Annotated in this window: 12 protein-coding genes; 11 read left to right on the top strand and 1 reads right to left on the bottom strand. The window is 61.1% G+C overall.

Features of this window, described 5'->3' with window-relative positions; translation table 11 throughout:
• A complete protein-coding gene (locus EIY72_RS04550) occupies window positions 1-768 on the top strand; it encodes a TerB family tellurite resistance protein (protein ID WP_093229582.1) in 768 nt (255 codons plus the stop codon).
• A gap of 59 nt (window positions 769-827) precedes the next feature.
• On the opposite strand, the gene EIY72_RS04545 is transcribed toward EIY72_RS04550, so the two are convergent.
• Window positions 828-1,820, bottom strand: coding sequence for an alpha/beta hydrolase family protein (locus EIY72_RS04545; protein ID WP_093229585.1), 993 nt, complete (start codon window positions 1,818-1,820; stop codon window positions 828-830).
• 76 nt (window positions 1,821-1,896) lie between these two features.
• Here EIY72_RS04545 and EIY72_RS04540 point away from each other — a divergent pair, with 76 nt between their 5' ends.
• The 10 genes from EIY72_RS04540 to trpE all read left to right on the top strand — a co-directional run bounded on the left by EIY72_RS04540 (window position 1,897) and on the right by trpE (window position 14,155).
• A complete protein-coding gene (locus EIY72_RS04540) occupies window positions 1,897-4,299 on the top strand; it encodes a PAS domain-containing sensor histidine kinase (protein WP_093229588.1) in 2,403 nt (800 codons plus the stop codon).
• A 17-nt stretch (window positions 4,300-4,316) separates the two neighbouring features.
• On the top strand, window positions 4,317-4,946 hold the full coding sequence (locus tag EIY72_RS04535; protein ID WP_093230804.1) for a response regulator: 630 nt from the start codon (window positions 4,317-4,319) through the stop codon (window positions 4,944-4,946).
• Window positions 4,947-5,237: 291 nt separating this feature from the next.
• The gene (locus EIY72_RS04530; protein ID WP_093229591.1) at window positions 5,238-6,362 is read left to right on the top strand and encodes an ABC transporter ATP-binding protein; all 1,125 of its coding nucleotides are present in this window, start codon (window positions 5,238-5,240) and stop codon (window positions 6,360-6,362) included.
• Between the two features lie 48 nt (window positions 6,363-6,410).
• Window positions 6,411-7,454 (top strand): ABC transporter substrate-binding protein, encoded by a 1,044-nt coding sequence (locus EIY72_RS04525; protein ID WP_093229594.1) that lies wholly within the window; start codon window positions 6,411-6,413, stop codon window positions 7,452-7,454.
• A 154-nt stretch (window positions 7,455-7,608) separates the two neighbouring features.
• The gene (locus EIY72_RS04520) at window positions 7,609-8,856 is read left to right on the top strand and encodes an ABC transporter permease (protein WP_093229597.1); all 1,248 of its coding nucleotides are present in this window, start codon (window positions 7,609-7,611) and stop codon (window positions 8,854-8,856) included.
• A 12-nt stretch (window positions 8,857-8,868) separates the two neighbouring features.
• Complete coding sequence (locus tag EIY72_RS04515; protein WP_093229600.1) at window positions 8,869-9,693, top strand: ABC transporter permease; 825 nt, start codon at window positions 8,869-8,871, stop codon at window positions 9,691-9,693.
• A gap of 156 nt (window positions 9,694-9,849) precedes the next feature.
• The gene (locus EIY72_RS04510; protein ID WP_093229603.1) at window positions 9,850-10,998 is read left to right on the top strand and encodes an iron-containing alcohol dehydrogenase; all 1,149 of its coding nucleotides are present in this window, start codon (window positions 9,850-9,852) and stop codon (window positions 10,996-10,998) included.
• Between the two features lie 115 nt (window positions 10,999-11,113).
• The gene (gene rpe, locus EIY72_RS04505; protein ID WP_077048203.1) at window positions 11,114-11,788 is read left to right on the top strand and encodes a ribulose-phosphate 3-epimerase; all 675 of its coding nucleotides are present in this window, start codon (window positions 11,114-11,116) and stop codon (window positions 11,786-11,788) included.
• A complete protein-coding gene (locus EIY72_RS04500; protein WP_093229606.1) occupies window positions 11,785-12,603 on the top strand; it encodes a phosphoglycolate phosphatase in 819 nt (272 codons plus the stop codon). Before rpe ends, EIY72_RS04500 begins: the two co-directional genes overlap by 4 nt.
• A gap of 70 nt (window positions 12,604-12,673) precedes the next feature.
• Window positions 12,674-14,155 carry an anthranilate synthase component I gene (gene trpE, locus EIY72_RS04495; RefSeq protein ID WP_093229609.1) on the top strand — a complete coding sequence of 494 codons (1,482 nt, stop codon included), beginning with the start codon at window positions 12,674-12,676 and terminating at the stop codon, window positions 14,153-14,155.
• The last annotated feature ends 38 nt before the right edge of the window (window positions 14,156-14,193 follow it).

The raw sequence follows: 14,193 nt of genomic DNA, 5'->3' as shown, positions 1-14,193 counted from the left end.
ATGCTGTGGCCAGGGACTCTGATTGGAGCCGGAGCGGGTTTTGCCATCGCCAGCATTCCGGGGGCCTTGCTTGGCGCATTGTTGGGGCAGGCGCTGGACCGGCGCTTGCACCTGCAAAGCTGGGGGCACCTGCTGGAGAAACTCGGCGGTCGCCCGGTGCTACGCAACGATGAACTGCTGTTTGTGTTGTTGGGTCGTCTGGCCAAGTGCGACGGCCGAGTGATGGCCGGTCACATTGAGCAGGCTCGCGCGGAAATGCGCTCACTGGAAATGTCCGCGTCAGCGCAGCGCCGTGCCATTGCCGCGTTCAATCGCGGCAAGACCGGCCGTGACCGCTTGCGTGGTTACCTGCGGCGCTTGAGTGCGCAACCCCACGCCGCCGAAGGCGTATTGCGTGCGTGCTGGCGAATGGTCTGGGCGGACGGTCGCGCCGGTAGCAGTGAGCGCGAACTGCTCGATCAATGGGGCAAGTGGCTGGGATGGACGACACAGCAGGTGCACGCGCTGGCCCACGACTACGAGCCGCAAAAGCGCTCGTTGAGCAACAGTGTGATCAGCTATCAGGATGCTTTGCGTTTGTTGGGCGTATCGGCAACCACTGAACCGGCGCAGATCAAGCGAGCTTATCGGCGCCTGCTCAGCCGTCATCATCCGGACAAGATTGCCGGCAGCGGCGCGACAGCGATGCAGGTGCGCGAGGCGACCGACAAGACGCGGGAACTGCACAGTGCCTATACGTTGATTCGCGAGCGGCGGGATTTTCGCTGACCTGAAACCATGTGGAGGCTCTGATGCCGTCATCGCTGGCTTGCCAGCGATGCGATAGGTCAGTCCGCCGGGTTACTTGGGTTCAACCAACCCCGCACCCGTCGATACAACTGCTCTTGCTCGGCCTTGGTGTTGCCGGGCAATGCCTTGAGCGACACTTGAGTGAAGAGCGACGTCTTCAGGCGTTTACTGGCTTGCAGGCGCTCCAGTGCGGCTTTGCGATCCAGTGGTTTGTCCTGGTAGTAGATGTCAGCGGTTGGCAACTTCAGGGTCGGTGTCAGTTCGGCCAGTTCAGGTTTGGTCGTCGCGGGTGTCTGCGCCGCAACCATCAGCAGTTTTGCAACCTGCGACGGCTGCTTTTCGCTCAGGTAGCGCGCGGCCCAATAGGCACCGGTGCCATGCCCCAGTACCACGATGTTGCGGGCACTTTGTTGTTCGGCGAAGGCAATGGCGGCATCGATGCGGGCGAAAATGCGTTCAGCGTCAGCCTTGGATTGTTCCTCGGCGGATTCGGCGACAACCTTGTCGGCCACGTCCGCCTCGCCGCCAGCCACCTGTTCGATAGGTGCGGCGGTAGTCGAGTCCTTGGTGCCGCTCTCGACTGTCTTCGGCGTCGGTGCTGGCTTGGCAACACGTGGCGCAATGGCATCGCTTTGCAGGTCCGGCAAGGTGATACTGAGGCTGCCCCATTCGGCATCCGGCAATTTGCGCCGCAATGGACCGATTGCTTGCGGCCAGTCAACGGTTTCGCCGGCACCGGGGATGATAATCACCGCGCCTTTGGGGTCAGCGGTGTTAGCCGGCTTCCACAGGGCCAGGAAGGTATCGCTGCCGGCTTGCAGCTGCTGTTGTTCCTGGGTCGGGATAATTCGTTCAAGGGCAGCGGCTTCTTCCTGACTACGCTCAGGCAGGGGCTGACGCTCGACGGGTTTCTGTTCGGCCGGTTTTTCCGCGGCGGCGGGAGCCGGGTCGGCGGCCTCGACGGAAGTCACACAAGGCAGGATCAGCGACAGGCACAATGCTGGCAGTGCCAGGCGGTAGACAGGGGGCATCGGATATTCCAGGCCAGAAGTGATTCCGGCAGCCTAATGGGTTGGTCAGTATTTGTCAGTGTGTGAGAGTTCGAAGATGCGATTTCGCTGCCTGTGGGTTATCGGCTGGTTGTGGTTTCCCTTGATGGGCTGGGCGGCGGCCGCACCGCCGATGCATGTCGCGACCCTGTCGCCAAAACAGCAACAGTGGCTGGCGCAGCAGGGTGAGTTGCGCGTCGGGCTGGTGTTGCAGGCACCCTATGCGCAATACGATCGTCGATTGCAACGGCTGTCAGGGGTTAACGTCGACCTGATGAAATGGTTGGCCAAGTCCCTCAATGTCGAGCTGACCTGGCGCAACTTTCCTGACCTTGAACAGCTGGAGGCGGCAGCTCGTGAAGGCGAAGTCGACATTGCCCCGGGGCTGAGCCAAACCCCGGGCGGCCTGCGCCTGTGGCAGTTTTCCGATCCGTACATGCGGGTTCCCCAGTTGGTGGTCAGTGACCAGAAAAGCACAAGCGCAGTGGAGCTGGAAAAACTCGACAGCCAGACCCGCGTCGCCGTGCGCATGCCCGGTGCGACCGCCGACTACCTACGGGGCAATTATCCTCACCTGAACCTGCAGGGCGTGCCCGCCGAGCGCCAGGCCCTGCAGTTGCTGACCAGTCAGCAGGCCAGTTACGCGGTCATTGATGAGGTGCAACTGGGGCGACTGTCCGTCGAACCGGAGTTCGCCGGACTGGTCGTGGTCGGCGATATCGGTCTGCCGCAATTGCTGCGTGTGGCGACCCGACGTGACGAGCCCGAACTGGCGGGCATCATCGCAAACGCGTTGCGGGCCATCCCGGCCAAGGATCTGGAGCGACTGCACGATCAGTGGCTGCAACCCAGGTATCCACGGCTGACCGACTCGCCGGGGTTCTGGCAGAACCTTTGCGCACTGCTGGCGGTGCTGACCCTGAGTTGCATGGCCATCGCCTATTGGCAGCGTCGCCAGCAACGCAGCCTGGAACACCGGCTGGCGGCAGCGCAGGAGGACATTGCCTTGCGCGCCGCGAGTGAAGAGGCGCTGCGGCTGACCCAGTTTTCCATCGAGCAGAGCACCGTCGGCATCCTTTGGGTCAATTGGGACAGCCATGTGCGTTATGCCAATCGCGCTGCGGAAAACATGCTCGGCTATGCGCCGGGTGGGATCATCGACCGGCCGTTGATAGAGTTCGAGCCTGGTCTGCACATGGACCGCTGGCTGAACCTGTGGAAGCGTGCCCGCGCCAGCGAGGACGGTCCGCAAAGCTTCGAAACCAACTGCGTGCGCGCCGATGGCAGTATCCTGCCGGCGGATGTCTCGTTGAGTTTTCTGCGCTTTCGCGATGGCGAATACCTGGTGGTTTACCTCAACGATGTCACCGAGCGTCGCCGGGCGCTGGCGGCGTTGCGGGAAAGCGAAGCACGGCTGCAAGGCATCGCCGCCAACGTCCCGGGGCTGGTGTTCAGGCTGGAGCGGGCGCCGGTGACCGGGCAGATCGACTTTGCCTACATCAGTGAGGGCAGCGAGAGCCTGGTCGGCTATTCGCCGGCCACCCTGGCCCATCGCGACAAAGGCCTGCGCAGTCTGGTGCACCCCGACGACAAGGCCAGCTATCACCAGACTCAGGATCATGCGCTGGACACCGACAGCGACTGGTCATGGCAAGGGCGAATCCTGACGCGCCACGGCGAGCAGCGCTGGGCGGAAATCAAAGCCATTACCCGTCAGCTTGAAGACGGCGCCTATGTCTGGGACGGGATTGTCTGGGACATCAGCGAAAGCAAGCGTATTGAACTGGAACTGGCCAGTTCCCGGGAGCAACTGCGTGAATTGTCGGCGCACCTTGAAAGCGTGCGAGAAGAGGAAAAGGCGCGCATTGCCCGCGAGGTTCACGACGAACTGGGACAGATGCTGACGGTACTCAAACTGGAAACCTCCATGTGTGAACTGGCTTACGCACAGCTTGACCCGGGATTGAATGAGCGCCTGATCAGCATGAAGCGCCTGATCGCCCAACTGTTCCAGCTGGTTCGTGATGTGGCGACGGCATTGCGTCCACCGATTCTCGACGCCGGTATTGCTTCGGCCATCGAGTGGCAGGCCCGGCGCTTCGAGGCACGTACGCAGATTCCATGCCTGGTACAGGTGCCGGACAACTTGCCGGTGCTCAGCGATGCCAAGGCCATTGGCCTGTTCCGTATCCTTCAGGAGGCGCTGACCAATGTCATGCGGCATGCCCAGGCGCATACTGTCGAATTGACGCTAACGCGCGAAGGCGACGAACTGTGTCTGACGGTGAGTGACGATGGCGTAGGATTTGTCGCTGCATCTGGCAGGGCAACGTCCTTCGGGATTGTCGGCATGCGTGAGCGTGTGTTGATCATGGGTGGGGCAATGTCCCTTGAGAGTGAGCCGGGCGAGGGTACGACCTTGAGTGTGCGCGTTCCGGCGAATGATCCTGTCACTGAATAAGAAGAATGGAGAAATACGTGATCCGTGTACTGGTAGCCGAAGACCACACCATCGTCCGCGAAGGCATCAAGCAATTGATCGGCCTGGCCAAGGACTTGCTGGTGGTAGGGGAGGCGAGCAACGGTGAGCAATTGCTCGAAACCCTGCGCCATGTGCCCTGCGAGGTGGTGCTGCTGGACATCTCCATGCCTGGGGTCAACGGTCTGGAGGCCATCCCACGGATTCGCGCCTTGAACAATCCGCCAGCGATTCTGGTGTTGTCGATGCACGACGAAGCACAAATGGCGGCCCGGGCGCTGAAGGTCGGCGCGGCAGGTTACGCGACCAAGGACAGTGACCCGTCATTGTTGCTGATGGCGATTCGCAAGGTGGCGTCGGGCGGGCGTTACATCGATCCGGAGCTGGCAGACCGGATGGTCTTCGAAGTCGGTCTGACCGATTCGCGACCGCTGCATTCGTTGCTTTCCGAGCGTGAGTTTTCGGTGTTCGAGCGCCTCGCCCAAGGCGCCAACGTCAACGACATCGCCCAGCAGCTGGCACTGAGCAGCAAGACCATCAGCACCCACAAGGCGCGGTTGATGCAGAAGCTCAACATCACCTCGCTGGCGGAACTGGTGAAGTATGCGATGGAGCATAAGCTCCTCTGAACGACACCGCTGTTCCTGTGGGACCAAGCTCCCACAGGAATCCGCATAGGCTCGTTATGGGTGCGCATATCCAATAACGACGTGACTCATGAGCGCCTTTTGCCTTCGCTTGTGGCCTGCAGCTGGCCGCTCGCCACTGCACTTGCCCAAACACGCCATCCTTGTAGGGCAATCCCTACCCCCAGCCTTCCATCCGGCTGAGGCGATTCTCTCGTGCCCCCCGATTTGCGTGCCTCCCAGCGTCCACTAGGCTTAATCCACACAGCAGTCATCAATAACAAAGGTGTGGGTATGAGCCAGGTCGATTCAAGCGCAGGGGCCAATGATGTTCTGGTCAGCTTCCGTGGAGTGCAGAAGAGCTACGACGGCGAGAACCTGATCGTCAAAGACCTCAACCTGGACATTCGCAAAGGCGAATTCCTCACCCTGCTCGGACCGTCCGGTTCCGGCAAGACCACCAGCCTGATGATGCTCGCCGGTTTCGAAACGCCGACCGCCGGCGAAATCCTCCTGGCCGGCCGTGCCATCAACAACGTGCCGCCGCACAAGCGCGACATCGGCATGGTGTTCCAGAACTACGCACTGTTCCCGCACATGACCGTGGCCGAAAACCTGGCCTTTCCGCTGACCGTGCGCGGCATGAACAAAAGCGACGTCAGTGCCCGGGTCAAGCGTGTGTTGAGCATGGTCCAGCTCGACAAGTTCGCCCAACGCTATCCGGCGCAGCTGTCCGGTGGTCAGCAGCAGCGTGTGGCGTTGGCCCGGGCGCTGGTGTTCGAACCGCAACTGGTGCTGATGGACGAACCGCTTGGCGCACTCGACAAACAACTGCGTGAACACATGCAGATGGAAATCAAACACCTGCACCAGCGCCTGGGCGTGACCGTGGTCTATGTGACCCACGACCAGGGCGAAGCCCTGACCATGTCCGACCGGGTAGCAGTGTTCCATCAAGGCGAAATCCAGCAGATCGCGCCACCGCGCACGCTCTACGAAGAACCGAAAAATACCTTCGTTGCCAATTTCATCGGCGAAAACAACCGCCTCAATGGCCGGTTGCTCAGCCAGAGCGGCGATCGCTGCGTGGTCGAGCTCGGCCGTGGTGAAAAAGTCGAGGCGCTGGCGGTCAACATCGGCCAGACCGGCGAGCCGGTGACCCTGTCCATTCGTCCGGAGCGAGTGAGCCTCAATGGCTCCAGCGACCAGTGCGTCAATCGCTTCTCCGGTCGCGTCGAGGAATTCATCTATCTGGGCGACCACGTCCGGGTGCGCATGGAAGTCTGCGGCAAGACCGACTTCTTCGTGAAACAACCGATTGCCGAGCTTGATCCCTCGCTGGCAGTCGGCGACGTGGTACCGCTTGGCTGGCAGGTCGAGCACGTTCGCGCACTCGACCCGATTCTAGAGGCGAACTGATCGCCCCAGCTTCAACAACACCAACCCTGCACGTGGAGAGAACAATAAATGTTGAGATCCCTGAAATTCACCGCTCTGGCACTGGGCATGATGGGCGCGGCACACGCAATGGCCGCCGGTCCCGACCTGACCGTGGTGTCCTTTGGCGGCGCGAACAAGGCAGCTCAGGTCAAAGCCTTCTACGCACCGTGGGAAGCGGCAGGTAACGGCAAGATCGTGGCGGGCGAGTACAACGGCGAAATGGCCAAGGTCAAGGCCATGGTCGACACCAAGAGCGTCTCCTGGGACCTGGTAGAGGTTGAATCGCCAGAGCTCTCCCGCGGCTGCGACGAAGACATGTTCGAGCAGCTGGATCCGAAGCTGTTCGGCAAGACCGAAGACTACGTCAAGGGTGCTATCCAGCCATGCGGCGTGGGCTTCTTCGTATGGTCGACCGTGTTGGCCTACAACGCCGACAAACTGAATGCGGCACCGACCAGCTGGGCGGATTTCTGGGACACCAAGAAATTCCCGGGCAAACGTGGCCTGCGTAAAGGCGCCAAGTACACCCTGGAATTCGCTCTGATGGCCGACGGCGTTGCGCCGAAAGACGTCTACAAAGTGTTGGCCGGCAAAGACGGTCAGGACCGCGCGTTCAAGAAACTGGACGAACTCAAGCCGAACATCCAGTGGTGGGAAGCTGGCGCACAGCCGCCGCAGTACCTCGCTTCCGGTGACGTGGTCATGAGCTCGGCCTACAACGGTCGCATCGCTGCCGTGCAGAAAGAAAGCAACCTGAAAGTGGTGTGGAACGGCGGCATCTACGACTTCGACGCCTGGGCCATCCCGAAAGGTCTGGACAAGGCACGTGCCGATGCCGCGAAGAAGTTCATCGCGTTCTCGGTCATGCCACAGCAGCAGAAGACCTACTCGGAAAACATCGCCTATGGCCCGGCCAACACCCAGGCCGTGCCGTTGCTGGCCAAGGATGTCCTGAAAGACATGCCGACCACCCCGGAAAACATCGCCAACCAGGTGCAGATCGACGTCAGCTTCTGGGCTGACAACGGCGAGCAACTGGAGCAGCGCTTCAATTCCTGGGCTGCGAAGTAAGCAGGACCTGTGATGGTGGGCTTGCTCACCCTGTGGGAGCGAGCTTGCTCGCGATAGCATTTTCACATTCGACATGAATGCTGACAGACACACTGCAATCGCGAGCAGGCTCGCTCCCACATCAACGATCGATCAAAGATTTCCGGAGTACGCCATGGCTATCGCCGTTCCCGTGAACGCGGGCACTGACCCCACCTTGAAGCAACGGCTCAAGCACGCCGAGCGGGTCAACCGCTGGAAAGCTCAGGCGTTGATTGCGCCGCTGGTGCTGTTCCTGTTGCTGGTGTTCCTGGTGCCGATCGTGGCGCTGCTCTACAAAAGCGTTGGCAACCCGGAAGTGGTCGGCGGCATGCCGCGCACCGTGACCGCCATCGCCAGCTGGGATGGCCGCGGCCTGCCCGCTGAACCGGTTTACAAGGCGGCGGCAGAAGACCTGGCCGACGCACGCAAGAATCAGACCCTGGGCGACTTGTCCAAACGCCTGAACATGGAGCTGGCCGGCTACCGCAGTTTGCTGACCAAAACCGCCCGCGCCTTGCCGCTGGCCTCCGAACCCGCCTCCTATAAAGAAGCGCTGGAAGGCCTCGATGAGCGTTGGGGCGACCCGGCCTACTGGCAAGCGGTGCGCCGTAACACCAGCAGCATCACCCCGTATTACCTGCTGGCGGCTGTCGATCATCGCATCGACGACCTCGGTGAAATCGCCCCGGCAACACCGGACCAGGCGATCTACCTCGACATCTTCGCCCGCACGTTCTGGATGGGCCTGATCATCACCGCGATCTGCCTGGTGCTGGCGTATCCACTGGCGTACCTGTTGGCCAACCTGCCGTCGCGGCAGAGCAACCTGCTGATGATCCTGGTGCTGCTGCCGTTCTGGACCTCGATCCTGGTGCGGGTCGCAGCGTGGATCGTCCTGCTGCAGTCGGGCGGTCTGATCAACAGTGGCCTGATGGCCATGGGCATCATCGACAAGCCGATCGAGCTGGTGTTCAACCGCATCGGTGTCTACATCTCGATGGTGCACATCCTGCTGCCGTTCATGATCCTGCCGATCTACAGCGTGATGAAAGGCATCTCGCCGACCTACATGCGTGCGGCGATCTCCCTGGGCTGCCATCCATTCGCCAGTTTCTGGCGGGTGTACTTCCCGCAGACCTATGCCGGTGTCGGCGCCGGTTGCCTGTTGGTGTTCATCCTTGCCATCGGCTACTACATCACCCCGGCCTTGCTGGGCAGTCCGAACGATCAGATGGTCAGCTACTTCGTCGCCTTCTACACCAACACCAGCATCAACTGGGGCATGGCGACCGCACTGGGTGGGCTGCTGCTGTTGGCGACCGTTGTGCTTTATCTGATTTACAGCTGGCTGGTGGGCGCCAGTCGCCTGCGCCTGAGCTAAGGGGAAAAAGAAATGCTGAGTCCTTACATGTCGCCCATCGAACGGGTGTGGTTCTACAGCTTGCGGATTCTCTGCGGCTTGATTCTGTTGTTCCTGATCCTGCCCGTGCTGGTGATCATCCCGCTGTCGTTCAATTCCGGCAGCTTCCTGGTGTACCCGCTGCAAGGTTTCTCCCTGCACTGGTACCAGGACTTTTTCGGCTCGGCCGAGTGGATGCGCGCCCTGAAGAACAGCATCATCGTCGCCCCGGCGGCTACTGTGCTGGCGATGGTCTTCGGTACGCTGGCGGCGATCGGCCTGACCCGCGGTGACTTCCCCGGCAAGGCGCTGGTGATGGCGCTGGTGATTTCACCGATGGTGGTGCCGGTGGTGATCATCGGTGTGGCCAGTTACCTGTTCTTTGCGCCACTGGGCCTGGGTAACAGCTTCTTCTCGCTGATCGTGGTGCACGCGGTGCTCGGTGTGCCGTTTGTGATCATCACCGTGTCGGCGACCTTGCAGGGTTTCAATCACAATCTGGTGCGGGCGGCTGCGAGCCTGGGTGCTTCGCCCCTGGTGACTTTCCGCCGCGTGACCTTGCCGTTGATCGCACCGGGGGTAATTTCGGGCGCGCTGTTTGCCTTCGCGACCTCGTTCGATGAGGTGGTGGTGACCTTGTTCCTCGCCGGCCCGGAGCAGGCAACCTTGCCTCGGCAGATGTTCAGCGGGATTCGCGAGAACCTCAGCCCGACCATTGCTGCCGCTGCGACGCTGCTGATTGCCTTCTCGGTGTTCCTGCTGCTGACCCTGGAGTGGTTGCGTGGGCGCAGCGAGAAGTTGCGCACTGCCCAGGTCTGACGACTCACTCCAAAACCTGTGGGAGCCAGCTTGCTCGCTCCCACAGTGTTTTCGGGTGTTTCAGGGATTGTGGTCATTCACCACCTGAATACCGGCCAACCCAAAATCCCCAGCTACTATTGTGCCCAGCTCCCCTACCTATAAGAGGCTGCGCACATGAGTCTTTCCTCATTCAAGATCGCCCACAAACTGATCACCGGCGCCGGTGCCATCGAGCAACTGTCGGCCGAGCTGACGCGCCTGGACATCGACAACCCGCTGATCGTCACCGACGCCGCCCTGGTCAAGTCGGGCACGGTGGCGTTGGCGCTGGCCCAGCTGGGTGAGCGAACCTACGAGATTTTCGACCGTGTGTTGCCGGACCCGGAAATCGCCATCGTCGAAGATTGCATGCAGGTGTATCGCGACGGCGGCCATGACGGCTTGATCGGCCTCGGCGGCGGCAGTGCGATTGATATCGCCAAGAGCGTGGCCGCCTATGCCGGTTACCACGGTGCGCTGGAGGATCTGTTCGGCATCGATCAGGTCCCGCGCAAAGGACCGCCATTGATTGCCATCCCGACCACCGCCGGCACCGGCTCGGAAGTGACCAATGTCGCGATTCTTTCCGACAAGATGGCGCAACTGAAGAAGGGCATCGTCAGCGATTACCTGTTGCCGGACGTGGCGTTGGTCAGCCCGCAAATGACCCTGACCTGCCCGCGCAGTGTCACGGCGGCCAGCGGCGTCGATGCACTGGTGCATGCCATCGAATCCTATCTGTCGGTCAATGCCTCGCCCATCACTGATGCGCTGGCGATTGGCGCCATCAAGTTGATCGCCAGGGCGTTGCCCAAGGCATACGCCAACCCCTCCAACCTGCAAGCCCGGGAAGACATGGCCACTGCCAGCCTGATGGCCGGCATGGCGTTCGGCAACGCCGGGGTCGGCGCGGTGCATGCGCTGGCGTACCCGCTGGGCGGGCGCTTCAACATCGCCCACGGTGTCAGCAACGCGTTATTACTGCCCCATGTCATGACCTGGAACAAGATGGCCTGTGTCGAACGGATGCAGGATATAGCCGAAGCCATGGGCGTGAAGACCGCTCATCTGAGCGTCAATGAAGCGGCTGATAAAGCCGTCGAGGCAATGGCCGGGCTTTGCGCTGCCGTGGAGATTCCCAGCGGCCTGCGCAGCTTCGGCGTGCCCGAAGAGGCCATTGCCAGCATGGCCACGGAAGCGGCGGGGATAGAGCGCCTGATGCGCAACAATCCGCGCAAATTGAGTGCCGCCGATATCGAAAAGATCTATCGAGCGGCGTACTAGAGCCTTCGCTGTTATTGGATGATGGCAAGGTCCAATCATCGCGCTCACGGTGCGCGCGTCAAAGCATGAGGTATACAATGCGCGCCATCGTGATTCTGCTCAGAAAAGGTGCGTCATGCAGCCCTTCGTAATTGCTCCGTCGATTCTCTCCGCCGACTTCGCCCGCTTGGGTGAAGAAGTGGACAACGTCCTGGCCGCTGGCGCCGATTTCGTGCACTTCGATGTCATGGACAATCACTACGTGCCCAACCTGACCATCGGCCCGATGGTCTGTGCAGCACTGCGCAAGTACGGCGTGACTGCGCCGATCGACGCGCACCTGATGGTCAGCCCGGTGGACCGCATCGTTGGCGACTTCATCGAAGCTGGTGCGACCTACATCACCTTCCACCCGGAAGCCACGCAGCATATCGACCGTTCCCTGCAACTGATCCGCGAAGGCGGCTGCAAGTCGGGCCTGGTGTTCAACCCGGCAACGCCGCTGGACGTGCTCAAGTACGTGATGGACAAGGTCGACATGATCCTGCTGATGAGCGTCAACCCGGGCTTTGGCGGGCAGAAGTTCATTCCTGGCACCCTCGACAAGCTGCGTGAAGCACGAGCGCTGATCGATGCTTCGGGCCGTGACATCCGCCTGGAGATCGACGGTGGCGTCAACGTGAACAATATTCGCGAAATCGCTGCAGCGGGTGCCGATACCTTCGTCGCCGGCTCGGCCATCTTCAATGCGCCGAACTATCAGGAAGTCATCGACAAGATGCGTTCCGAACTGGCGCTGGCTCGCCCATGAGCGGCTTTGAGCAGTTGTTCCCGGGGCGTTTGCCACGGCTGGTGATGTTCGATCTGGACGGCACGCTGATCGATTCGGTTCCGGACCTGGCAGTGGCCGTGGACAAAATGCTGCTCAAACTCGGTCGCAAGCCTGCCGGCCTGGAAGCGGTACGTGAATGGGTCGGCAACGGTGCGCCGGTGTTGGTGCGTCGTGCGTTGGCGGGCGGCATAGATCACGGGGCGGTCGACAACGACGAAGCCGAACGGGCGCTGGAGTATTTCATGCAGGCTTATGGCGAAAGCCATGAGCTGACCGTGGTCTACCCCGGCGTGCGCGACACCCTGAAATGGCTGCAAAAACAGGGTGTCGAGATGGCGCTGATCACCAACAAGCCGGAGCGCTTCGTCGCGCCGTTGCTGGATCAGATGAAAATCGGCCGGTATTTCCGCTGGATCATCGGCGGTGACACCTTGCCACAGAAAAAACCGGACCCGGCCGCGCTGTTTTTCGTGATGAAGATGGCCAACATCCCGGCTTCGCAATCGTTATTCGTCGGCGATTCGCGCAGCGATGTGCTGGCGGCGAAAGCGGCAGGGGTGCAGTGCGTGGCGCTGAGCTATGGCTATAACCACGGCCGGCCGATTGCCGAAGAGTCGCCTTCGCTGGTGATCGACGACCTGCGCAAGCTAATTCCCGGTTGCCTGGATCCGGCCGCTGAGATAACGTTGGCCGACGTTGTTAAACCCCCTTCTGGAAACGCCATCGTGGTGGTCACTCGCAAACTCTGGATGAAAGTCATCAAGGCCCTGGCCCGTTGGCGTTGGCGCGCCTGACTTGAATCTGGCCGGCTATCCGGCGCGTTTGCATACCTGACTGTTTGACCCTCAAGCCACGAGGCACCTCATGATCCGCGAAGAATTCCTGCGTTTGGCCGCTGCCGGCTACAACCGCATTCCGCTTGCCTGCGAAACCCTGGCCGACTTCGACACGCCGCTGTCGATCTACCTGAAACTGGCCGACGAGCCCAATTCCTACTTGCTGGAGTCCGTTCAGGGTGGCGAGAAATGGGGCCGTTATTCGATCATCGGTCTGCCGTGCCGTACCGTGATGCGCGTTCACGATCATCACGTCAGCGTGACCGTCGATGGCATTGAGACCGAAAGCCACGACGTGGAAGACCCGCTGGCCTTCGTTGAAGCCTTCAAGGCCCGATACAACGTACCGACCATCGCCGGTCTGCCACGCTTCAACGGCGGCCTGGTGGGTTACTTCGGCTACGACTGCGTGCGTTATGTCGAGAAGCGCCTGGGCAAATGCCCGAACCCGGATCCTCTGGGTGTGCCAGACATTCTGCTGATGGTTTCCGATGCCGTTGTCGTCTTCGACAACCTGGCCGGCAAGATGCACGCGATCGTGCTGGCTGACCCATCGCAGGAAGATGCTTTCGAGCAAGGGCGCGCGCGCCTCGAAGAGCTGCTGGAAAAACTGCGCCAGCCGATCACCCCGCGCCGTGGCCTGGATTTCAGCAAGCAACAAGCGGCTGACCCGGTGTTCCGCTCCAGCTTCACCCAGGACGACTACGAAAAAGCCGTCGACACCATCAAGGAATACATCCTGGCCGGCGACTGCATGCAGGTCGTGCCGTCCCAGCGCATGTCGATCGACTTCAAGGCGGCGCCAATTGACCTGTACCGTGCGCTGCGCTGCTTCAACCCGACGCCTTACATGTACTTCTTCAACTTCGGCGACTTCCACGTCGTCGGCAGTTCGCCGGAAGTACTGGTGCGGGTCGAAGACAACCTGATCACCGTGCGCCCGATTGCCGGCACTCGTCCACGCGGCGCGAGTGAAGAGGCTGATCTGGCGCTGGAAAAAGACTTGCTGTCGGACGACAAGGAAATTGCCGAGCACCTGATGTTGATTGACCTCGGGCGTAATGACACCGGTCGTGTCTCGGAAATCGGTTCGGTGAAACTCACCGAGAAAATGGTCATCGAGCGTTACTCCAACGTGATGCACATCGTGTCCAACGTCACCGGGCAGCTGAAGGCCGGGCTGACCGCGATGGACGCATTGCGGGCGATCCTGCCGGCGGGAACCCTGTCCGGCGCGCCGAAAATTCGTGCGATGGAAATTATCGACGAGCTCGAGCCGGTCAAACGTGGCGTCTACGGCGGTGCGGTCGGTTACTTCGCCTGGAACGGCAACATGGACACCGCCATCGCCATTCGCACGGCGGTGATCAAGAACGGCGAACTGCACGTGCAGGCTGGTGGCGGCATCGTCGCCGACTCGGTGCCCGCGCTGGAATGGGAAGAAACCCTGAACAAGCGCCGCGCGATGTTCCGCGCCGTGGCGCTGGCTGAACAAACTCCGCAAGGCTGATGGATGAGCGTTGCCCGCATGCCGGCCGCCTTGAGCGA

Origin of the sequence: Pseudomonas vancouverensis (genome assembly GCF_004348895.1) — a bacterium.
GTDB classification, from domain to species: domain Bacteria; phylum Pseudomonadota; class Gammaproteobacteria; order Pseudomonadales; family Pseudomonadaceae; genus Aquipseudomonas; species Aquipseudomonas vancouverensis.
Note: the sequence above shows the minus strand (reverse complement) of the source record. Positions and strands in the feature narration are given on the sequence as shown.

What these genes read in the sequence shown, in the direction of transcription:
- EIY72_RS04540 (WP_093229588.1), top strand. Translation starts at nt 1,897, where the DNA reads ATGCGATTTCGCTGCCTGTGGGTTATCGGCTGGTTGTGGTTTCCCTTG.
- EIY72_RS04520 (WP_093229597.1), top strand. Translation starts at nt 7,609, where the DNA reads ATGGCTATCGCCGTTCCCGTGAACGCGGGCACTGACCCCACCTTGAAG.
- EIY72_RS04525 (WP_093229594.1), top strand. Translation starts at nt 6,411, where the DNA reads ATGTTGAGATCCCTGAAATTCACCGCTCTGGCACTGGGCATGATGGGC.
- EIY72_RS04530 (WP_093229591.1), top strand. Translation starts at nt 5,238, where the DNA reads ATGAGCCAGGTCGATTCAAGCGCAGGGGCCAATGATGTTCTGGTCAGC.
- EIY72_RS04550 (WP_093229582.1), top strand. Translation starts at nt 1, where the DNA reads ATGCTGTGGCCAGGGACTCTGATTGGAGCCGGAGCGGGTTTTGCCATC.
- EIY72_RS04545 (WP_093229585.1), bottom strand. Translation starts at nt 1,820, where the DNA reads ATGCCCCCTGTCTACCGCCTGGCACTGCCAGCATTGTGCCTGTCGCTG.
- EIY72_RS04510 (WP_093229603.1), top strand. Translation starts at nt 9,850, where the DNA reads ATGAGTCTTTCCTCATTCAAGATCGCCCACAAACTGATCACCGGCGCC.
- EIY72_RS04515 (WP_093229600.1), top strand. Translation starts at nt 8,869, where the DNA reads ATGCTGAGTCCTTACATGTCGCCCATCGAACGGGTGTGGTTCTACAGC.
- trpE (WP_093229609.1), top strand. Translation starts at nt 12,674, where the DNA reads ATGATCCGCGAAGAATTCCTGCGTTTGGCCGCTGCCGGCTACAACCGC.
- rpe (WP_077048203.1), top strand. Translation starts at nt 11,114, where the DNA reads ATGCAGCCCTTCGTAATTGCTCCGTCGATTCTCTCCGCCGACTTCGCC.
- EIY72_RS04500 (WP_093229606.1), top strand. Translation starts at nt 11,785, where the DNA reads ATGAGCGGCTTTGAGCAGTTGTTCCCGGGGCGTTTGCCACGGCTGGTG.